The organism is Sphingomonas sp., assembly GCF_965200105.1.
Classification (GTDB): Bacteria; Pseudomonadota; Alphaproteobacteria; order Sphingomonadales; family Sphingomonadaceae; genus Solisphingomonas.
Map to the genome: position 1 here is coordinate 1,955,681 of NZ_CBDATN010000002.1, position 21,052 is coordinate 1,976,732.

The 21,052-nt window shown below is 69.5% G+C and carries 18 protein-coding genes; 8 read left to right on the forward strand and 10 right to left on the reverse strand.

From position 1 onward, the window contains the following. From ACOFKX_RS11120 to ACOFKX_RS11130, 3 genes are read right to left on the reverse strand one after another with little or no spacing between them, the layout of a single operon-like run. Entirely contained in the window at positions 1 to 2,277 is a 2,277-nt protein-coding gene (locus ACOFKX_RS11120) for an FdhF/YdeP family oxidoreductase (protein ID WP_419827044.1), read from the reverse strand. A 54-nt stretch (positions 2,278 to 2,331) separates the two neighbouring features. Beyond that, complete coding sequence (locus ACOFKX_RS11125) at positions 2,332 to 3,201, reverse strand: MBL fold metallo-hydrolase (RefSeq protein WP_419827045.1); 870 nt, start codon at positions 3,199 to 3,201, stop codon at positions 2,332 to 2,334. Beyond that, the gene (locus ACOFKX_RS11130) at positions 3,198 to 3,404 is read right to left on the reverse strand and encodes a hypothetical protein (RefSeq protein ID WP_419827046.1); all 207 of its coding nucleotides are present in this window, start codon (positions 3,402 to 3,404) and stop codon (positions 3,198 to 3,200) included. The genes ACOFKX_RS11125 and ACOFKX_RS11130 overlap by 4 nt, the downstream gene beginning before the upstream one ends. A gap of 201 nt (positions 3,405 to 3,605) precedes the next feature. On the opposite strand from ACOFKX_RS11130, the gene rpoZ reads away from it, so the two are divergent. Beyond that, on the forward strand, positions 3,606 to 3,947 hold the full coding sequence (gene rpoZ, locus ACOFKX_RS11135) for a DNA-directed RNA polymerase subunit omega (protein ID WP_419827047.1): 342 nt from the start codon (positions 3,606 to 3,608) through the stop codon (positions 3,945 to 3,947). A gap of 49 nt (positions 3,948 to 3,996) precedes the next feature. Then, entirely contained in the window at positions 3,997 to 6,126 is a 2,130-nt protein-coding gene (locus ACOFKX_RS11140; RefSeq protein ID WP_419827048.1) for a RelA/SpoT family protein, read from the forward strand. Here ACOFKX_RS11140 and ACOFKX_RS11145 read toward each other — a convergent pair. The 6 genes from ACOFKX_RS11145 to ACOFKX_RS11170 form a co-directional block, all read right to left on the reverse strand. Then, complete coding sequence (locus tag ACOFKX_RS11145; RefSeq protein ID WP_419827049.1) at positions 6,123 to 6,431, reverse strand: DUF952 domain-containing protein; 309 nt, start codon at positions 6,429 to 6,431, stop codon at positions 6,123 to 6,125. The genes ACOFKX_RS11140 and ACOFKX_RS11145 overlap by 4 nt on opposite strands. Before the next feature lie 5 nt (positions 6,432 to 6,436). Continuing rightward, the gene (locus ACOFKX_RS11150; protein WP_419827050.1) at positions 6,437 to 7,378 is read right to left on the reverse strand and encodes a cation diffusion facilitator family transporter; all 942 of its coding nucleotides are present in this window, start codon (positions 7,376 to 7,378) and stop codon (positions 6,437 to 6,439) included. A gap of 133 nt (positions 7,379 to 7,511) precedes the next feature. Then, the gene (gene pgl, locus ACOFKX_RS11155; protein ID WP_419827051.1) at positions 7,512 to 8,210 is read right to left on the reverse strand and encodes a 6-phosphogluconolactonase; all 699 of its coding nucleotides are present in this window, start codon (positions 8,208 to 8,210) and stop codon (positions 7,512 to 7,514) included. After that, positions 8,203 to 9,690 (reverse strand): glucose-6-phosphate dehydrogenase, encoded by a 1,488-nt coding sequence (zwf, locus tag ACOFKX_RS11160; RefSeq protein WP_419827052.1) that lies wholly within the window; start codon positions 9,688 to 9,690, stop codon positions 8,203 to 8,205. Before zwf ends, pgl begins: the two co-directional genes overlap by 8 nt. A gap of 76 nt (positions 9,691 to 9,766) precedes the next feature. Beyond that, complete coding sequence (locus tag ACOFKX_RS11165; RefSeq protein ID WP_419827053.1) at positions 9,767 to 11,407, reverse strand: M28 family peptidase; 1,641 nt, start codon at positions 11,405 to 11,407, stop codon at positions 9,767 to 9,769. Next, a complete protein-coding gene (locus ACOFKX_RS11170) occupies positions 11,407 to 12,930 on the reverse strand; it encodes a S10 family peptidase (RefSeq protein WP_419827054.1) in 1,524 nt (507 codons plus the stop codon). The genes ACOFKX_RS11165 and ACOFKX_RS11170 overlap by 1 nt, the downstream gene beginning before the upstream one ends. A gap of 144 nt (positions 12,931 to 13,074) precedes the next feature. On the opposite strand from ACOFKX_RS11170, the gene ACOFKX_RS11175 reads away from it, so the two are divergent. Genes ACOFKX_RS11175 through ACOFKX_RS11195 form a run of 5 tightly spaced genes read left to right on the forward strand, consistent with a single transcriptional unit; the run spans position 13,075 to position 19,069 of the window. After that, entirely contained in the window at positions 13,075 to 14,289 is a 1,215-nt protein-coding gene (locus tag ACOFKX_RS11175; protein ID WP_419827055.1) for an HlyD family secretion protein, read from the forward strand. A gap of 2 nt (positions 14,290 to 14,291) precedes the next feature. After that, complete coding sequence (locus ACOFKX_RS11180) at positions 14,292 to 15,962, forward strand: DHA2 family efflux MFS transporter permease subunit (protein ID WP_419827056.1); 1,671 nt, start codon at positions 14,292 to 14,294, stop codon at positions 15,960 to 15,962. After that, the gene (locus ACOFKX_RS11185; RefSeq protein WP_419827057.1) at positions 15,962 to 17,524 is read left to right on the forward strand and encodes an efflux transporter outer membrane subunit; all 1,563 of its coding nucleotides are present in this window, start codon (positions 15,962 to 15,964) and stop codon (positions 17,522 to 17,524) included. The genes ACOFKX_RS11180 and ACOFKX_RS11185 overlap by 1 nt, the downstream gene beginning before the upstream one ends. After that, complete coding sequence (locus ACOFKX_RS11190) at positions 17,517 to 17,930, forward strand: DUF1810 domain-containing protein (protein WP_419827058.1); 414 nt, start codon at positions 17,517 to 17,519, stop codon at positions 17,928 to 17,930. Before ACOFKX_RS11185 ends, ACOFKX_RS11190 begins: the two co-directional genes overlap by 8 nt. Continuing rightward, positions 17,927 to 19,069: a phospholipase A gene (locus ACOFKX_RS11195; RefSeq protein WP_419827059.1), complete on the forward strand. Its 1,143-nt coding sequence runs from the start codon at positions 17,927 to 17,929 to the stop codon at positions 19,067 to 19,069. Before ACOFKX_RS11190 ends, ACOFKX_RS11195 begins: the two co-directional genes overlap by 4 nt. Positions 19,070 to 19,168: 99 nt before the next feature. Here ACOFKX_RS11195 and ACOFKX_RS11200 read toward each other — a convergent pair whose 3' ends face one another. Further along, positions 19,169 to 19,873 carry a ZIP family metal transporter gene (locus tag ACOFKX_RS11200; protein WP_419827060.1) on the reverse strand — a complete coding sequence of 235 codons (705 nt, stop codon included), beginning with the start codon at positions 19,871 to 19,873 and terminating at the stop codon, positions 19,169 to 19,171. Positions 19,874 to 20,013: 140 nt separating this feature from the next. Between ACOFKX_RS11200 and ACOFKX_RS11205 the strand changes: the two genes are divergently transcribed. Continuing rightward, the gene (locus ACOFKX_RS11205; RefSeq protein ID WP_419827061.1) at positions 20,014 to 21,036 is read left to right on the forward strand and encodes a polysaccharide deacetylase family protein; all 1,023 of its coding nucleotides are present in this window, start codon (positions 20,014 to 20,016) and stop codon (positions 21,034 to 21,036) included. The last annotated feature ends 16 nt before the right edge of the window (positions 21,037 to 21,052 follow it).

The window sequence follows — 21,052 nt, forward strand, 5'->3', positions numbered from 1 at the left end:
TCACGCCACGATCCGCACCGGCACCGCCTTGGCTGCCGGCGTCTTCGACTCCTCGTCATGCCACCACAGCGGAATCAGCGGGTTGAGTTCCGGGTAGTAGCCCGCGATGCAGCCGGTGGGCAGCAGGAAGGGCGTCACCTTGAGCCCGCCGACCTCGCGATGCACGTCGTCGCCGGCGTCCGAGCGCAGCCCGACCGTCTGCCCGGCGACGAGCCCGGTGCGCGCGATGTCCTCCGGGTTCATCAGCAGCACGTCGCGCGTGCCCTCGATGCCGCGCAGCCGGTCCGAATAGCCGTAGATGGTGGTGTTGAACTGGTCGTTTGAGCGGATCGTCATCAGCCGCCAGCGGCCCTCCGCGTCCTCGCTGCCCCAGGCGGTCATCGTCTTGGGCACAGTGAAATGCGCCTTCTTGCTCTCGGTCTTCCAGATGCGCTCGCGCGCCGGGTTGCCGCGATAGAAGCCGCCGGGCGTGAACACGCGCTCGTTGAAATCCGCGAATTCGTCTGGGTAGGTCGCCTGGATGAGGTCGCGGACATTGTCGTAATTATCCGTCCACTCGTCCCACTTGAGCTTCGGGTTGGGGGCGAGCGTCGCCTTGGCCATCCCGGAGACGATCGCGAGCTCTGACAGCAGATGCTCGCTGGCGGGCGTGTTGGTGCCGAGCGAACCGTGGATGCAGGATAGCGAATCCTCCATCGTCACCTTCTGCGGGCCGGACGCTTGCATGTCCTGCTCGGAACGCCCCAGGCAGGGCAGCAGGTAGGATGCCTTGCCGTGGACGAGATGGCTGCGGTTGAGCTTGGTCGCGATCTGCACGGTGAGGTCGAGCCGGCTCCACGCCGCCTCCATCGCCTCGCGCTCCGGGATGGCGCGAACGAAGTTGCCGCCCAGGCCGACGAACGCCTTCACATCGCCCGACAGGATCTTCTCGCAGGACTCGACGGTGTTATGGCCCTTGGTGCGCGGCGGATCGAAGCCGAACAGCCGCTGGATGGTGTCGAGCGGCACCAGCTCGGGCTTCTCGGAGATGCCGACGGTGCGCTGGCCCTGCACGTTGGAGTGGCCGCGCACGGGGGAGACGCCGGTGCCGTCGCGGCCGATATTGCCCTTCATCAGCGCCATGTTGACGAGCGTGGCGAGGTTCTCGAAGCCGTGGACCTGCTGCGTCAGCCCCATGCCGTACATGAAGATCGTGCGGTGCGCGGAAATATAGACGTCCGCCGCCTCCTCCAGGTCACGCCGCGCGAGGCCGGATTCGCGCTCGATCTCGTCCCAGCCGGTCGCCTCGATCTTCGCCTTCACCTCGTCCCAGCCGACGGTGTGCTGCTCGATGAAATCGACGTCGAGGACATGCTGCTGCTGCTCAGCCCAGCGCTTCTCCTCGACGACCAGGATGTGCTTCATCATCCCCATGATCGCGGCGATGTCGCCGCCCGCCTTCACCTGCAGGTAGAGCGTGGAGATCTGCGTCGCCTTCGGCGTCAGCATCTCGATCGGGTTTTGCGGGTTCTTGAACGTCTCCAGCCCCTTCTCGCGGATGGGGTTGAAGGTGACGATCTTGCAGCCGCGCTTCACCGCTTCCTGCAACGGGTGGAGCAGGCGCGGCGAGTTGGAGCCGGTGTTCTGCCCGAAGAAGAAGATCGCGTCGCACAGCTCGAAATCGGCGAGCACCGAAGTGCCGACGGGCGAGCCGATCACCTTCTTCAAGCCGACGCTCGTCGTCTCGTGGCACATGTTGGAGCTGTCGGGCAGGTTGTTGTGCCCGTAAGCGCGCGCGTACAGCGCGTACAGGTACGAGGTCTCAAGGCTGGCGCGGCCGGAGGCGTAGAACACCGACTGCTTGGGGTCGATCGCCTTCAAGCCTGCGCCGATATCAGCGAAAGCGTCCTCCCACGAACAGGGCACGTAGCGATCGCTCGCCGCGTCGTAGCGCAGCGGGTGCGTAAGCCGGCCCTGCTGCTCCAGATCGAAGTCCGACCAATCGCGCAGCTCGCTCACCGTGTGCGCGGCGAAGAAATCGGGCGTGCAGCGGCGCGTGGTCAGCTCCCAGAGCGTCGCCTTGGCGCCGTTCTCGCAGAACTCGGCGACGTGTGGCTTCTTGGGCTTGGACCAGGCGCAGGAGACGCACATGAAGCCCCCGGGCTTGTTCTGCCGCGAGAGCGTCTTCAACGCGCCGGGCGTCGGCCGTTCCCTGAGGGCGGTCTCGGCGATGCCGCGCAAGGATCCCCAGCCGCCGGTCGCGTGATCGTAGTGAACGGTGTCCTTCTCGTCGGCCATACTCGCCTCCTGATGCACGCACGTCTGTTTCGCGCCTGTCGGCTCGGGTCGAAGCTAGAGCAAGGGCTTCCGCACGGCGGCGCCCGGCCCGCCGGCGAGAATCTCGAACTCCACCGCGTCGTGCGCGCAGAAGATGCGGACCTCGTCGCCATGCTCCAACGACAGAGCGCGCAGCCTCTGCTGGTTGTCGATCCGCGCGCGGCGATCCACCTCCATCAGGGCCTGATAGCCGCGCAAGGCGGGCGTGCAGGCGTAACGCTCGGACCCGATCTCGCCCCGGTGGAAATAGGCGTCGGCGGCGTGGAGCAGCCAGCCGTCCCCTGAGCGCACCGCGACCCCGGCATGGCCCCAGGTGTGTCCGGCCAACGGGACGAGCAGGATCTCCGGCGGCAAGCCGTCGAGATCACGCACCGCGTCGAAGCCGAACCAGCGCTCGCCGCCTCCGAAGGGGTAGAGCCGCCAGTCGCCCACGCCGTTCCACTGCTGCGGGCGGTAGCGCCGCGTGCCGACGAACAGCCCGCCGTCGCGCACGTCGGCGACCTCCTTCTCGCGGGCGGTCAGGTGGACGGTGGCGTTCGGAAAATCCTCGATGCCGCCGGCATGATCGAAATCGAGGTGGGTGACGACAATGTGGCGTACGTCCGCCGGGTCGAAGCCCAGGCGCCGCACCTGCGCGTGCGCCGTCTCCTCGCTTCGGAGTTGTATGTTGTTGAGCGTCAGGAAGAAGGGGGAGAGCCGGCGCTTGGGATGGTCGATATCCTTGCGGCCGAAGCCGGTGTCGATCAGCACCAGCCCGGCATCCGTCTCGATCAGCAGGCAGTGGCAGACGAGGTGGCCGAACGCGCCGTCGCTCTTGCCGTCGAACAGCCTTCCGCCGACCGGGCAGCAGGTGCCGCAATTGAGGTGGTGGACGCGCATCGTCATGCCCGTATCCGCCCGGTGGAGCGGAGCCGCTCCTGCGTCCGGGCGGTGAGGCCGGGCTCGCGCAAGCGATCGAGCAGCCACCAACCCGCGACGGCGGTGGCGATGCCAGCGGGTAGCCACCGAGATCCAATGTGGCGCCGTTGCGGCTTGGCGAATGGCGCGACCGGCTTGCGGCGCCGGCGCGGCTTCAAGGCTTTGGACATCGTCGGGCTCCCGTCGCGTTATAACCCCGGCGAGCGCGGAGTTCTCCCTCGGATCCGTATACGCTTTCGAGAAAGATCGGTGCTGAGGCATGTTAACGACCAGCCGAAGCTAGGATCGCGTTTTCTTGACTTGTCGGTCGTGCCCGGCTAGATGCGCGCGCTTCCGGCAATTTGCTGACAAGCCCGAGAAACGGAGCCCCTATGGCGCGCGTCACCGTCGAGGATTGCGTCGACAAGATCGAGAACCGTTTCGATCTGGTGCTGCTCGCCGCGCACCGGGCGCGGCAGATCTCGGGCGGCGCGGAGCTGACCATCGACCGCGATCGCGACAAAAATCCGGTCGTGGCGCTGCGCGAGATCGCCGACGAGACGGTCACGCCGATGCAGCTCTCCGAATCCGCCGTCACGGGAATGCAGCGCGTCCAGATCGACGAGGACGACGCGATCGACGAGATGGGCTCGCTCGCCCAGTCGGCGGAGGCGCTGCGCCTCACCGCCGCCGCCCCGGCGCGCAACCAGAACAGCGGTTCCGACTACGAATAGCCGCGCTTCGCGGTTGCGCTGACCTGCCCCCGCGCCACATGATGGCGTGGTGATGAGGCAATATGAGCTGGTCGAGCGGGTACGCCGCTACGACCCCGACGCGGACGAGGAGCTGCTCGACCGTGCCTATGTCTTCTCGCTGAAGGCGCACGGCACGCAGAAGCGGGCGTCGGGGGATCCCTATTTCAGCCACCCGATCGAGGTGGCCGGCATCCTCACTGACCTCCGCCTCGACGACGAGACGATCGCGACCGCGATCCTCCACGACACGATCGAGGACACGGTCGCCACCTACGAGGAGATAGAGCGGCTGTTCGGGCCCCGCGTGGCGCGCATGGTCGACGGCGTCACCAAGCTCTCGAAGATCGAGGCGCAGTCCGAGAGCGAGCGCGCGGCGGAGAACCTGCGCAAGTTCCTGCTCGCCATGTCGGACGACATCCGCGTGCTGCTGGTCAAGCTCGCCGACCGGCTGCACAACATGCGCACGCTCCACCACATCGCCAATCCCGAGAAGCGGCGACGCATCGCGCGCGAGACGATGGATATTTACGCGCCGCTCGCCGAGCGGGTGGGCATGTACGAGTTCATGAAGGAGATGCAGACGCTCGCCTTCCGCGAGCTCGAACCCGAAGCCTATGAATCGATTACGCGGCGGCTGGAGCTGCTGCGCGACGACAGCGGCGACAGGATCGCGCGCATCTCGTCGGGCATCACGCTGCTGCTCGGCCGCCACGGCATCCAAGCGGAGGTGACGGGGCGCGAGAAGCATCCCTACTCGATCTGGCGCAAGATGACCGAGCGCCACATCAGCTTCGAGCAATTGTCCGACATCATGGCGTTCCGCGTCGTCGTCGCGGATACCGAGCAATGCTACCGCGCGCTGGGCCTGATCCACGGGCGCTGGCCGATGGTGCCGGGGCGCTTCAAGGATTACGTCTCCACGCCCAAGCGCAACGGCTACCGTTCGCTGCACACCGCCGTCATCCACTCGGAGACGGCGCGGGTGGAGACGCAGATCCGATCGGAGGCGATGCACGCGCAGGCCGAATATGGCTATGCCGCGCACTGGGCCTACAAGCAGGGCACGCCCGCCGACACCGGCGGCACCAAGGAGAGCTGGATCCGCGACCTCGTCGAGATCCTCGATCATGCCGAGAGCCCCGAGGAGCTGCTCGAGCATACGCGGATGGCGATGTACCAGGATCGCATCTTCGCCTTCACGCCGACGGGCGAGCTCATCCAGCTTCCCAAGGGCGCGACGCCGATCGACTTCGCCTATGCTGTGCATACCGCGCTCGGCAACCAGGCGGTGGGCGCCAAGGTCAACGGCCGGCTGGTGCCGCTGCGTCACCCGATCGCAAACGGCGATCAGGTGCAGATCCTCAAGTCCGCCGGGCAGAAGCCGCAACCCGAGTGGCTGGGCTTCGTCGTCACCGCCAAGGCCCGCGCCGCGCTCCGCCGCTTCGTCCGCAACAAGGAGCGCGAGGAGATGATCGTGCTCGGCCGCAAATTCTACGACGAGATCGTCGCGGGCCTGCCTGCGCCGCTCGGCGCCGGCGCGATGCGCGAGGCGCTCAGGCGGTTGCACCTGCCGAACGAGGACGCCCTGATGGAGGCGATCGCGCGTCGAACCGTCGACGACGAGGCGGTGGCCGACGCGCTGATGCCCGGCGTGCGCGGCTCCGGCGCCGCGCCGCCGCGCCCGCTGCCGCATCGCGATGCGGTTTCGATCCGCGGCCTGACGGCAGGCGTCGCGTTCCAGCTCGCGCAGTGCTGCCATCCCGTGCCGGGCGACCGCATCGTCGGCGTGCGCCGGCCCGACGCACCGGTAGAGGTCCACGCGATCGATTGCCCGGCCCTCGCGAGCGAGGGGGACGATGCCGAGTGGGCCGATCTCGCCTGGGGCGAATCGGACGGGGGCACTGCGCGGCTGCACCTGATCCTGCGCAACGAGCCCGGCTCGCTCGGCGCGATGGCGGGGATCCTCGGCGCGCACGCGGCCAATATCCTCAACCTGTCGCTGATCCACCGCGACCGGAGCTTCCACACCTTCCTGATCGACCTGGAGGTGCGCGACCTCGCCCATCTGATGCGTATCCTCGCGGCGCTGCGCGCGGCGGATGCCGTATCCTCCGCCGAGCGTGTGCGCGAGGACGAGGAAAGGTGGGAGGCCGCCTAATCCTCGATCGGCCGCGCATCCGTCACCGCGCCGTACGGGATCGGACCGTAGACGTGAGGGAACAGCGCGCCGCCGCGCGCCGGCTCCCAGCGCACGGTATCGCCGAGCGCGTCGAGGTCGATCTCCACCAGCATCAGCTCGGACAGGCCGGCGAACCACTTGGCATGTGTCTCCGCCACCTGCTCGGCTGCCGACAGGTGAATGTATCCGTCGGCGAGATCGACGGGCGCGCCGGAGAACATGCCCGCCGCCTGCCAACCAGCCCACTGCCCGCGCGTCAGGATCTTGTACGCCTTGCTCGCCATCGGGATCATGGGTGGAGGTTGTCGACGCGGCACGGCGCCGCCTCGGTCTGCAAGGTGACGTGGCGCACGCCGAAGCGCTCGGCCAGCATGGCGGTGAGGCTGCGGCACACCGGCTCGGCATCGGCGATGTCCGCAACCTCGACGTGCGCGGTCAGGCTGGCGTCGTCGCCTGCCAGCGACCAGAGGTGGAGATCATGGACGCCGGCGACGCCGGGCGCGCCCGCCAGCGCCTCGCGCACTTCGGTGAGCGACAGGCGGGCGGGCACACCTTCCAGCAGCACCTGCGTCGTGTCGCGGAGCAGCGCCCAGGTGCGCGGCAGCACCCACAACGCGATGCCGATGCCGACCAGCGGATCGATCCACAGCGCGCCCGTCGTGCGGATCAGCACCGCGCCGGCGATCACCCCGAGCGAGCCCAGCGCGTCCGCCCAGACCTCCAGATAGGCGCCGCGCACCGTCATGCTGTCGCCGCGGCCGCCCGCCAGCACGGCCATCGCCGCGACGTTGGCGACGAGCCCGGCGGCGGCCACCGCCATCATACCCAACGACTGGACCGGCTCCGGCTCCAGGAAGCGACGGACGCCTTCCACCAGCACGATTGCGGCGACGACGAAGAGCAGCACGGCGTTGAACGCGGCTGCCAGGATCTCGAAGCGGCGATAGCCGAAGGTGCGCTTCTCATCCGCCGGCTTGCGCGCGATCCGCAGCGCCGCGAGCGCGATGCCGAGCGCGGCCGCGTCGGTGAACATGTGCGCCGCGTCCGAGAGCAGCGCGAGGCTGGAAAAGGCCCAGGCGCCGGCCAGCTCCAGCCCGAGCACCGAGAGGTTGAGCGCCAGCGCAACGCCGATCCGCCCCGCCGACGCGCCGGCGGCGTGATCGTGGTGGTGATGGCCATGATCGTGGCGGTGCACATGGTCCCGGTCGTGCGGATGAGCGTGGATGCTCATGCCGATCTCCCCACGTGGCCCCGGACCCGGCCCGCTGCCAACGACAGGACACGCGCGGGCGCGTGCCGGCGAGGCATCGGACCCGCGGCGAGGGCGGGGCCGGAACAGGGTCGGCGTGTCACCGGACGCCGCGTCAACCCGCCGCCCAGTGGATGTCGATCGGCTGCTCGGCGTCGGCCAGCACGCGGCCGATCGGGTATTCGGACTTGTTGCCCTGCTCGATCGCCTCCTCCAGCACGCGCTTCTTCTCGTCGCCCTCGATCGTAACGAGCAGCGCGCGCGCCGAGAGGATCGCCGAGCGTGTCATCGTCACGCGTGCCACCGGTGCCTCGGGCGGCAGCGGATCGGGGGTGACGCCGACCGCGCGCTTGGTGGACGACAGCGCCTCGTCGAAGTCGGGCCCGTGGAAGATCGACGCGGTGTGACCGTTCGTGCCCATGCCCAGCCAGACGAGGTCGGGCGGCCAGTGCAGGTCCGCGAGCCGCGCGTCGGCCGCCTCGCCCGCCTGCCGGACGCCGAGCTTGCCCGCCGTCAACGGCACCACCCGCGCGCCCAGCGGCATGAAGTGGCGGGCCAGCAGATTGGCGTTGGACAGCGGATCGGTGACGTCGACGAGCCGGTCGTCGCCGGGCACGATCGTCACCTTCTTCCAGTTGAGCTTGGCCGCCTTCAGCTTCTCGAAGATCGGGATCGGGCTCTTGCCGCCGGGCAGCGCCAGCACGCAGTCGCCGCGCGCGTCGAGCGCGCTCTCCACGATGAAGCCGATGTCGCCGGCGACGGCGTCCGCCATCTCGGACGCATCCTCATAATCCCACCACTCGGCCTCAATCATGCCAGCTCACTCCGTCACGTTCGGTGAGCGCAATCGCGGCAGAGGGCCCCCAGGTTCCCGCCGCATAGGGGCGAGGCTGCACGCCGGCCGCCGCCCAGCCGTCGCGGATGGCGTCCACCCACTGCCACTGCGCCTCCACTTCGTCCCGCCGGACGAACAGCGTGGGATCACCCTCGATCAGATCGAGCAGCAGCCGCTCGTAAGCGATGCGCCTGCGGAAGCCCGCGAAGGCGGTGGTCAGCGAGAGGTCCAGCGGCACCTCGCGCAGGCGGATGCCCTCGCGATCGAGACCCGGCTCCTTGGCCATGGTGTAGAGGCTGATGCTCTCCTCGGGCTGGAGGCGGATCAGCAGCTTGTTGGACTGCAGCACCGCGCCGCGCGATCCGAAGATCGAATGCGGCACCTGCCTGAATTGGATGTAAATCTCCGAGTGGCGGTTGGGGAGCCGCTTGCCGGTGCGGAGATAGAAAGGCACGCCCGCCCAGCGCCAGTTGTCGACATGCGCCTTCACGGCGACGAACGTCTCGGTGGCGGATGCGCGGCCGAGCTCGTCGGCGTAGCCCGGCACCGCCTTGCCCGCGACGGCACCCTCGCCATACTGGCCCGTGACGGAGTGGGTGGCCGCCGTCGCGCGGTCTATGGGCCTGAGCGAGCGCAGCACCTTCACCTTCTCGTCGCGCACCGATCGCGGGCCAAAACGCGCAGGGGCCTCCATCGCCACCAGCGCGAGCAGCTGGAGCATGTGGTTCTGAAGCATGTCACGCAGCGCGCCGACACCGTCATAATAGGAGACGCGGCCTTCGAGGCCGACCGTCTCGGACACGGTGATCTGGACGTGATCGATCCCTTCCGCGTTCCACAGCGGCTCGAACAGCCTGTTGCCGAAGCGCAGCGCCAGCAGGTTCTGCACCGTTTCCTTGCCGAGATAATGGTCGATCCGGAAGGTCTGCTCCTCGGTGTAGGCGGCGGCCACCGCGTCGTTGATCGCGGCCGAGGAGGCGAGATCGTGGCCGAGCGGCTTCTCCAGCCCGATGCGGACGTTGGCCCCGTCGAGGCCGGCGGCCTGGAGGCCCGCGATCGTCGATCCGAACAGCGACGGCGCGGTGGAGAGATAGATCGCGGTCGGCTGCTCCTCGCCCGCGCCCACCGCTTCCGCCAGCGACGCGAAGCCGGTCGGATCGGACGCATCGACCGCCACGTAGCGCAGGCGATCGAGGAAGGCGGCGATCGTCTCGTCGTCCTTGAGGTCGGCGGGCAGGTAGGTGTCGAGCGCCTGCCCCGCGATCGCGCGGAAAGCGTCGTCGTCGAGGTCGGAGCGCGCGGTGCCGACGATGCGCAGGCCCGGCGCGATCAACTTCTCGGCGTGCAGCGCGTAGAGCGAGGGCAGCAGCATGCGCTTGGAAAGGTCGCCCGTCGCGCCGAACAGCAGCAGTCTCGTGGCGGGAAGGGGGCGGGCGGCGCCCGACGGCGTCTCGATCAAGGGGCAGCTCCCGAGCTTTCCGCCCCGCTTAGCCGCAAAGCGCGTGACGAGGCTAGCGGAGAGGGACGCGTTCGGGTCAGCGCCGTTGCGCCACGCTCTCCTCGCGGGCGGCGCGGAACTCGCTGCCGTCGTTCCACGTCGGCCAGGCGCGCGAGTTGGCGAGACTCCAGCCGACCGTCCGCAGCGCTTCTATGTCGGCGACCGCGCCGCGCAGATCCCAGTCCGGCGACCAAAGGTCGCAGGTCTGGTGATAGCAGTGCGCGGTGTAGTCGCTCACCCACTTGTCGCCGCCCGCGCGGCCGCCGTTTAAGAGATCGACGCCCCCGCCCGCGCCCATCAGAAGCAGCGTCGGCACGCCGCGCTTGGCGAGCGAGAAATGGTCGGCGCGGTAGAAGAGCCCGCGCTCGGGCTTGGCATCGGGGGTGACGGTGCGGCCCTGGCGCGCGGCGGCCGCTGCCAGATCGCGCTCCAGGCTGTCCTGCCCGGCGCCCACCAGCACGATGTCGCGCGAGGGCCCGGCGGTCTGGAGGATGTCGATCGTCAGGTTGGCGACGGTGGCGGCGATCGGGAAGGCGGGGTGGCGGGCGTACCATTCCGAGCCGAGCAGCCCGCGCTCCTCCGCGGTCCAGAAGCCGAAGCCGATCGTGCGATCGGGCGCGGGGCCGGCCTTGAAGGCCTTGCCGAGCGCCAGCAGCGCGGCGACGCCAATGCCATCGTCGTTGGCGCCGGGACGGATGGTGCGGCCACGCGCGTCCGGCTTGCCGACGCCGTAGGCGTCCCAATGCGCGCCGTAGAGCACGGTTTCCTGTGGATGGCCGGAGCCCGGCAGCTTGGCGAGCACGTTGTGGCTCTCGACCCGCTCGGACGACACCGGCATGTCGATCGAGAGCGTCGCGTCGCCGATCGGCACGGGGCGGAAGCCCGCGCTTCGCGCCTTGACGGCGAGCGCGGCGAGATCGAGCCCCGCCGCCCGGAACAGCCGCTCCGCGAACGGCCCGCTGATCCAGCTCTGAAGCGCGACGGGCTGCGGCTCGCCCGGCCCGACGGGCAGCGCGTAGGTGCCGCCCACGCTGTTCCCCGCGACGTTCCAGCCATAACCCGCCGCCGCCGGCTCGTGGACGATCAGCGCGCCGATCGCGCCGCGCCGCGCGGCCTCTTCATACTTGTACGTCCAGCGTCCGTAATACGTCATCGCCTGGCCGCCGAAGCGACCGAAAGCATCGTCGCCGGGCTTCGCCGCGAAATCGGGATCGTTGACCAGGAAGACGGCGATTTTGCCGTTCAGGTCCACGCCCTTGAAGTCGTCCCACTTCCGCTCGGGCGCGGCGACGCCGTAGCCGACGAAGACCAGCGGCGCGCCCTCGATGCGCACGCGATCGGCCGCGCGCGCCGTGCCGGGGGCTATGTCGGTGCCGACCGCGATCGGCACCGGCTTGCCGCCAGCCGTGACGGACAGCGCGCGGGGCGTGCCCGCGACGTCATGGATCAGCGGCACCGCTTGCGTCCACCCGCCACCCGGCGCCGCCGGCTGGAGCCCGATCGCCTTCAGCCTGCGGACGAGATATGCGATCGTCCGCGCCTCGCCCGGCGTTCCGGGCGAGCGGCCCTGATAGGCGTCCGACGAGATCTCCTTCACGGTCGCCGAGATCTCGGTGGGCGTGATCGGCGCGGGTGTGGCGGCGAGGAGCAGCGGCGCGAGCGCGAGGACGACGCGCATCACGACGCCCTATAGGCGGCGAGCATGTCGAGGCGGAGCGCCGCCCCGCTGTCCGGCCGCGCGTAGAACATGTGCCCACCCGGGTACATGCGAAGGTTGACGCGATCCGCCCGCCCGTAGCCCGGAAGCTGCGCCGCGATCAGCCGCGAGGCGAAGTAGGGGCAGGAGAGGTCGTCCCAGCCGTGGACGATCGTGACCGCCATCCTGGGATCGATCGCGATCGCCTTCCGGAGATCGGATACCGGCGTGTCGCTCTGGTCGCGATCCCAGTCGGCGTTCACGACGTCGCTGAGCGCCTCGTAATGCGCGTCCACCTTCCACCCGACTTGGTTGGTGATGAAATCGACCATCGCGGACGTCGTCGGCGCGATCAGCGTGTCGAGCAGCGGATCGCGATACTGCTTGGTCGCGCTCGCCGGAAAGGGATCGAAGGCGGTGACGTTCGAGTCGTAGCGCGAACCGACCTCGCCCGTCGATCTGCGGATCTCGCGAAGATAGGTGTCGACGTCGACGCGGCCGTTCAGCCGGCGGACGAGCGCGGGATCGAGGCCGGTATATTCGGCCACCTTGGCGGATAGACGGTCGGTCGCCGCCTTGTCCTGCGGCCCGGCGAGCAGGTCCGTCACGAAGTCGGTACGGGCGTACTGCTCGACCGGGCCCAACGTCGCCATGTCGAGCGGCTTGCCCTGCCGCTCGAACTGGCCCGCCGCCATCGACGGCAGGTTGATCATCCACGGCAGCGGCGACAACGCGTCGTCCTCGCCGATCGCCGGCGGATCGAGATAGGGCGAGACCATGGTGATGCCCGATATGCCGACTCCAAGCTTCGTCTGGAGTTGGAAGGCGAGGCGCGGCACGCGATAGCCGCCATAGCTCTCCCCGACGAGATACTTGGCCGACGTCAGCCGCCCGTTCCTGGCCAGCCAGTCGTACACGACGCGGCTGAGATACTCGATGTCGGTCTTGGCGGTGTAGAAGCTCTTCTTGGTGCGCTCCTTGTCGACGAGGCTGCGCGAGAAGCCGGTGCCGATCGGATCGATGAAGACGAGATCGGTGAAGTCGAGCCAGCTCACCGGATTGTCGCGGAGGATCGGCCGGTCCGACGGCGCGTCACCCTGCCGCCCGAACTCGACGCGCTTGGGTCCGATCGCGCCGAGGTTGAGGTAGACCGACGCGGCACCCGGCCCGCCGTTGAAGGCAAAGGTGACGGGCCGCGCGGCGGGCGTGCGCCCGGCGACCGTGTAGGCGGTGAACACCACCTCGCCGATCGTCTTGCCCTTGTCGTCGCGCACCGGGATGGTGCCCACCGTCGCCTTGTAGTCGATGCGCCTGCCGGCGATCACGGCCTGTTGCTTGATGCTGCGATCGGCGGGCAGCGGCGGCAGGTCGATATCGGTCTTGGCGGCGTCCTTCGCCTTGTCGGTCGCCTCGTGCCCCGATGCGGGCGTATCATCCTTGGCGACGGCGGGGGCGGACAGGCAGGCGAGCGCCACGCAGGCGAGGGCGGAAGACGGTCGGAACACGCGCGATTTCCCGTTTCTACCCCCCGGCTGCGCCTGTAGACCACGCCTCAGGGCGCGCGGCAACCCGGCCGTCACCTTCGCGATTGCGGAAGACACGGTTTCGTGCTGACAGGCCTGCCCTATGCGTAAAGGACAGGGCCGCCGATGACCGACGATCGCACTGGCGAGCCGCCGACCGACGGGCGGGAGGGATTCCGCGACGGCTATCGGCGGGGTTTCCACGACGCGCGGGAGGATCGCGACGACGGGGAAGACGCGCAGGACGGAGGCGAGGACCAGGAGGGCGAGAGCGGCGGCGAAAAGGACGATGGCGACGAGGAGCGGAAGCCGCCGCCCTACAAGCGCCCGATCTTCTGGGTCGTCGTCGCCGTCATCGCCATTGTCCTGATCGTGGGAGGCATCCTCTACTGGCTGCATGCGCGGCGCTTCGTGTCGACCGACGACGCCTTCGTCGACACCCATATCGTTCGCGTCTCCGCCGAGGTGCAGGGCAAGCTCACTCACGTCGCCGCCGCCGACAACCGCCACGTCGAGGCGGGCGCGCTGCTCGCCACGATCGAGCCGCAGGGGCCGCAGGCGAACCTGGCGCAGGCTCAGGCGGGCGTCGCCCAGGCCGATGCGCAGATCCAGCAGGCGCAGGCGCAGCTGATTTCCGCCCGTGCCCAGCGCGCGCAGGCGGTGGCGAACGCGCGCGATCCGGAAGCGCAGGCGATCCGCGCGCACCGCGATCTCGATCGCTACCTGACGCTGCGCCGGCTGGATTCGGCGGCGGTGTCCGGAACGCAGATCGACCAGGCGCGTCAGCAGGCCGAGAGCGCCGACGCGCAAGCCGCCGCCGCGCGCCGGCAGGTCGACAATGGCGACGCGCAGATCACGGTCGCCGGCAAGCAGATCAAGGCCGCGCGCGCGCAGCGTGCCTCCGCGCTGGCGCAGAAGCGCCAGGCGCAGGTGACGTTCGGCTACCTGGCGCTGCGCGCGCCGGTGTCGGGGCAGGTCGTCAACCGCTCGGTGAACGTCGGCTCCTACGTCAGCCAGGGCACGCAGCTCCTCGCGATCGTGCCCGACCAGATCTGGGTGACGGCTAACTTCAAGGAGACGCAGCTCGCGCACATGCGGCTCGGCCAGCATGTCGACCTGAAGATCGACGCCTTTCCGGACGTCGCCTTCGAGGGTCATGTCGATTCGATCCAGCGCGGCGCAGGCCAGGCCTTCGCGCTGCTGCCTCCGCAGAACGCCACGGGCAACTACGTGAAGGTGGTGCAGCGCGTGCCGGTGCGCATCCTGTTCGACCGGCCCGATCCGCGCCGTTACGCGATCGGCCCGGGCATGTCGGTGGTGCCGACGGTCACGGTGCGCTGACGGTGGCGAGCGCCGCCCAAGGTTCGCATGGCCGGGCCAAGCCTGTGGGCGCCCGCCGGCGAAAGCTGGCATCCGAGCCGAACAAGGGGGGCGCGGGCGGCGGCGGCTGGACGCCGGCGCGGTCGGCGGCGGGGCGCCACAATCCGTGGCTCATCATCCTCATCATCAGCCTGGCGACCTTCATGGAGGTGCTGGACACCGCCATCGCCAACGTGGCGCTCACCCATATCGCCGGCAGCCTCGCGGTCTCCAACGACGAGGCGACCTGGGTGCTGACGAGCTACCTCGTCGCCAACGCGGCGGTGGTGCCGATCTCAGGCTGGCTGTCGGAGGTCGTGGGCCGCAAGCGTTTCTACATGATCTCAGTGGCGCTGTTCACCGTCTCCTCCTTCTTCTGTGGCGTGGCACCGAGCCTCACCTTCCTGATCCTGGCGCGCGTGGTGCAGGGGATCGGCGGCGGCGGTCTCGCGCCCTCCGAACAGTCGATCATCGCGGACACCTTCCCGCCGGCCAAGCGTGGGCTCGCCTTCGCGGCGTACGGAGTGGTGGTGGTGGCGGCCCCCGCGCTCGGCCCGACGCTCGGCGGATGGATCACCGACAACATCTCGTGGCACTGGATTTTCCTCATCAACGTGCCGGTCGGCATCCTGTCGCTGGCGCTGGTGCAGACCTTCGTCGCCGAGCCCGACGTGCTGAAGAAGGAGCGGCGCGAAAAGCTAAAGGGCGGGCTGCGCGTCGACTATGTCGGCTTCGCGCTCGTGGCGCTTGGCCTCGGCTGCCTCGAAGTGACGCTCGATCGCGGCCAGCGCGACGACTGGTTCTCGTCGGGCTTCATCCTGGCGATGGCGGTGATCGCGGCGGTGTCGCTGATCCTGCTGGTGGTGTGGGAGCTGCTCCACGATGAGCCCATCGTGGACATCCGGCTGTTCGGGAACCGCAACTTCGCGGTCGTCTGCTTCATGATGTTCGTCGTCGGCGTGGTGCTGCTCGGCTCGACGCAGATCATGCCGCAGATGCTGCAGGAGGTGTTCGGCTACACCGCCACCCTGTCGGGCGAGGCGCTTACGGTGGGCGGCATATTCGCGGTGCTGGCGATGCCGTTTGCAGGCCTCCTCGTCGGCAAGGTCCAGACGCGCTACATCCTCGCCGGCGCCTTCGCGCTGCAGGCGGTGGCGATGTGGCACTTGACGGGGATCGACACCGGCGCCTCCTTTTCTCACCTGGCCGAGGCGCGGCTGTACCAGGCGATCGGTTTGCCCTTCCTGTTCATCCCGATCACCAATCAAGCCTATGCCGACCTGAAGCCACAGGAGACGGGGCAGGCGTCCGCGCTGCTCAACGTCATGCGCAATCTCGGTGGCTCCTTCGGTATCTCGCTGAGCCAGGCGCTGATCCTCCGGCGCGAGCAGTTCCACCAGTCGCGGATCACCGAAGGACTGAGCCCGATCAATCCCGACTATGTGCAGGGGCTCGATCAGGCGCGGCAAACGCTGGGTCAAGCGTCGCCGGGCGACAACGCGCCGGTAAACGTCATCTATCAGCAGGTCACCGGGCAGTCGGCGATGCTCTCGTACATCGACGCCTTCTGGGTATTGGCGATCGTGGCGGCGATCGCGTGCGTGATGGCGGTGCTGCTGAAGCCCGCGGCGGGCGGCGAGGGCGGGGGGCATTGATGCGCAGGCTCGCACCTCTCGCGGCGGCGCTGGCGCTCGCCGGCTGCACCGTCGGCCCCAACTACAAGGCTGGGACGCCGGCGCCGCCGTCCGCCTTCGCGGGGCCGCAACGGGTAGGTCCGCCACCCGAGGTCGATCTCGCGCGCTGGTGGACGGCGTTTGACGATCCGGAGCTTGCCCGCCTGATCGCGATCGGCCTGCGCCAGGCGCCCGACCTCCAGACCGCCGCCAGCCGCGTGCGCCAGGCGCGTTTCGCGATCGTGCAGGCGCGTGCGCTCGGCCTGCCGCAGATCAACGCCAGCGCATCGCCGACCTATACGCGCCTCAGCAAGAATGCCGGTTTCTCCAGCCTCGCCTCGAGCTTCGGCGGGGGTGCGATGGGGGGCGGCGGCGCGGCGGGCGGCGGGGCCGGCGGCGGCGGCGCGAGCGGCGGTTCGGGCAGTTCGAGCGGGATCGGGCTGCCGGGTTCGGGGTTTGGGACCTACTCGCTGGGTTTCGACGCGAGCTGGGAAATCGACCTGTTCGGCGGCGTCCGCCGCCAGGTCGAGGAGGCGCGGGCGAACCTCGCCGCCGCCGAGTGGGACGCGCGCGACGCCCGCGTCCAACTCGCCGCCGAAATCGCCTCGGATTATCTCCAGTTGCGCGGCTATCAGCGCCAGGCCGCGATCGCGCGGGCTGAGGCGGAGCGGCAGGATCGCTCGCTCCAGCTCATCGCGCACACCGCGCAGGCGGGCCTCACGCCCGACCAGGACACGATCCGCCAGCGTACGCAGCTCGCCACCTCGCGCGCCCGCGTCGCGCCGCTCGAGGCGCAGGCGCTGGCCCAGATCGACGCGGTCGCGGTGCTGCTCGGCATGGCGCCGGAGGAGCTGATCGTCGAGCTGAAGGTTGAGCGGCCGCTGCCGCCGGTGCCGCCCCTGGTTCCCCCCGGATTGCCCGCCGATCTCGTCCGGCGCCGCCCCGACGTGCGCGCCGCCGAGCGCCGGCTAGCCGCGCAGACCGCCGCGATCGGCGTCGCGGTCGCGGATCTCTATCCGCGCCTCACGCTCACCGGCATGGCGAGCCTCGTCTCGACCGCGCTCGGCAACCTGTTCCAGGGCGACTCGCTGATGCTGACCGCCGCCGGCCAGGCGACCTTCCCGATCCTCGATTTCGGCACGCGCCGCGCGCAGGTCGACATCGCGCGCGAGCAGCGCGAGCAGGCCTATATCCAGTGGCGGCAGACCGTGCTCGGCGCGCTGCGCGACGTCGAGGACGCGCTCGTCCGCTTCGAGGGCGAGCGGCGATCCAATGTCGAGCTGAGTTCTGGCGTGGCGGATGCCGGCCGTTCGCTGAAATCGGTCGAGGCGCAGTACCGCGTCGGCCTCATCGATCTCCAGCCCGTGCTCGACGGCCAGCAGCAGCTCCTCACCGTGCAGGACAATCTGGCGCAGAGCGACGTCCGGCTGCGGCAGGACGTTGCGGCGCTCTACAAGGCGCTCGGCGGCGGCTGGTCCGACGCGGACCCGCCGCCCCTCCGGCCGGACATCGTCGATCAGCCGAAGGGAGGACGGCATGACTGACCTCTCGCGCTTCGTGGAGGCGCAGGCGGACGGCCTGTTCGAGCAGGCGCTGGGCGAGATCGAGCGGGGACGGAAGACCAGCCACTGGATGTGGTTCGTCTTCCCGCAGATCGCCGGGCTCGGCCAATCCCCTACCGCGCGTCATTATGCGATCCGCTCGATAGACGAGGCGCGTGCCTATCTCGCCGATCCGGTGCTCGGCGCGCGGCTGCGGCGCTGCCTCGTCGCGTTGGCCGCGCTGCCCGATCCAGATCCGCAGGCGGTGTTCGGCGGCATCGACGCCGTGAAGCTGCGCTCCTCGCTGACCCTGTTCGAGGCGGCGGGGGGCGGGGAGGCGTTCGGCGCCGCGATCGATCGCTGGTATGGCGGCGAGCGCGACGTAGCGACCACCCGGCTGATCGGATGAAGGCCGCCGCGTTCGCGCTGCTCCTCACCGCCGCTCCGGCGCTCGCGGATGCGCCGGTGGCCCTGCTCGTGGCCGGGGTGTCGCGCGGCGCGGACGGCGTCACCGTCGATGCGGTAATGCTCAACGACGGCGACGTACCCGTCCGGCGCGTGGTTCCCGCCACGATCGAGGCGAGCGCCCCGGCGGGTGACGGCGCGGCGCCGGTCATGCTCCGTCGCGCGGCTGGCCAGGCGGAGGCGGTCATCGTACCCGCGCACGGCTTCGCCCGCGTCCATTATCTCGGCCCGGTCGGGTTGGCGGCAGGTTTGACGCTGAGCCTGCCTGCTCCCGCTCAGGCCGCGGCGCCGAGCGCTGTCGCGAGCGCCGCGTCCTTCGCCGCCGAACCCGCGCCGTACCGCTCCGCGGACAATGACGGCGGCAATCACTTCCTCGCCAATCTCTCCGCGTACGAGCCGATCTACGCGGTCTACGGCCCGGGCACCGACAGCGACGCGCGGCTCCAGATCAGCTTCAAGTACCAGCTCCTCGGCCAGGCCGGTAAGATCGGACCGGGCAGCCCCTGGGCCAACGGCATCCACTTCGCCTTCACGCAGCGGCTCTACTGGAACCTCGGCGCCGAGAGCTCGCCCTTCCGCAACGTCGATTATCTCCCCGAGCTGTTCTACCTCGTGCCCGCCCGCTCGGTGACGGATCGCATCGCGATCGGTGGCCAGTTCGGCTTCCGCCACGAATCGAACGGGCGGGCAGGAGCGGATTCGCGCAGCTTCAACACGATCTACGTGCAGCCGGTAGGCACGATGCCGCTCGGCGACTGGAAGCTGGCGATCGGGCCGCGCCTGTGGGCCTATGTCGGCAGCCGCGAGGATAATCCCGACATCCGCCGCTATCGCGGCAACGCCGGCCTGTTCGCCGAGGTGGGGCAGGACGAGGGCTGGCGGCTGAGCCTCACCACCCGGCTCAATCCGGGCAGCGGCAAGGGCGCCGTCGACGCGCTCGTCTCCTACCCGCTCGACCGGCTCGTCTGGCGCGAGCTCAAGCTGTACGCCTTTGGCCAGGCGTTCGCCGGCTATGGCGAGAACCTGCTGGACTACGACCGGCGCACGACGCGGCTGCGCGTCGGCGTCGGGCTCGTGCGCTGACCGCGATCGTCACCGCGCCTTGCGCGTAGACCATCGGCGCAAGGATGCATGCCGCCGGACGTCGGAAAACGCGAGCGCCGCTCGGCCCGATGACACCGTTCATCGCGCCCACAGGGTGACGCCGTACATGAGCGCCATTCCGATCAGGCTTGCTAGGCTGGTCCGCATCCTCGGATCCAGCGCATGGCTGCGCGGCATCAGCTCGCATGCGCCGATGTAGAGGAACGCACCCGCGAAGAAGGCCAGGAGCAGCGACAGGGTCGTGGCCGGCAGGTGAATGGCCGTGCCTGCGAAGGCGCCCGCAATCGGCGACAGCGCGTCGGCCGCCAGCCAGAACCGCGCCGCTTTCCTGCGATCGGCCGCGATGCAGAGGCTCACGATGTTCACGCCGTCGGCGACGTCGTGCGTGAGAACCGCGATCGCGACCAGCCAAGCGATCTCGGGCGAGACATGGAAGGCGAGGCCGATACCGAGCCCGTCGATGAAACTGTGCAGCGCCAGGCTCGCCGGTCCGAGATGCGCGCGCCATGAACGGGGCGTTCCGCCCGCGCCCAGAGTGCGATCGAGCAGCATGTAACCAACCAGCCCGGCCGCCACCCCGACGAGGATCGTGCCGCCGCCGAGCGCGTCGCCGACGCGAAGCGCCTCGGGCAGAAGGTCGAACAGCGCGACGCCCAGCACCACGCCCGCCGTCAGGCCGAGGACGAGCGTGATGCCGCGCCGGAGCCGAAGCGCCAGCACGCCACCCGCAAGCGTCGCGGCGCCCGCCGACGCCGCCAAGTCGAGAGGCGTCGTCGCGATCACGGGCGTGACGTCGTCACGCGCGCCAAGAGGCCCGGTATGGCGCGGCAGGCGGCTTGCACGGTCATTGCTCTCACTTCCGTCACCCCCCCTTGTCAGCGAAGGGGCGCTATGCCCCTCGCGAAGACGTGATACAATGTCTCATGAGAAACACTCCCGCCAGCCGCGAGCCGCGGCACCGCACGCCATCGCTGCTGGCCCGTATGGCCAGCGTCGGCCTGCTGCTGGTGGCGGCCTCACCCGTCCCGGCGCGAATGCCGACGGATCGAGGGAGCGTCGTCGCGCTGACGTTCGACGACCTTCCGCTGTTCGGGCGCTACGCAAGCGCGGACGAGGCGCTACGCGTCACGACGCGGCTGTTCTCGGGGCTCAGGCGCCATCATCTGCCCGCGACCGGCTTCGTCAACGAGATCCAGCTCGAAGGGCCGGATCGCACGGCTCGCGCGGCGCTCCTCGCGCGATGGCTGGACGCGGGCATGGACCTCGGCAACCACACCTACTCGCACCTGTCGCTCGACCGCGTGTCCGTCGATGCGTACATCGCCGACACCGCGCGCGACGAGACCGTCACCCGGCCGCTGCTTGCCGCACGGGGCAGGGGAGAACGCTGGTTCCGTTATCCCTATCTCGAGACCGGACCGACCGTCGCCGCGCGCGACCGCTTTCGCGAGTGGCTGTCGAACCATGGCTACCGCATCGCGCCGGTGACGATGGAGAACGCGGACTGGCGGTTCGCGCCGGTTTATGACGAGGCGGTCGCGCGCGGCGATCCCGCGCGTGCCCGCGAGGTTCGCGCGGCCTATCTCGCCTTCACCGACCACATCGTGGGCTGGTATCAGGAGGCGGGAACTGTGCTTTTCGGCCGCGAGCCGGCTTTCGTCTTCCTGCTGCACGCCAGCCGGCTGAACGCGGCGGCGATTGATGATCTCGCCCGCATCCTCTCGCGCCATCGGCTGCGCGGCGTGACGCTCGACCAGGCCACCTCCGATCCCGCCTACGCCACGGCGGACGATTATGCCGGTCCGGACGGGGAGGGGTGGCTCTCCCGCTGGTCGCTCACGCTGCACCGGAACCTGCCCTGGCCGTCGCTGCCGCAGGTGCCACCGGACATCGTCGCCGCCGATCAGCGCATCGACGCGGGTGCGAGCGCCCTGCCGGCGTCCTGAACCCCGCTTCCGTCGC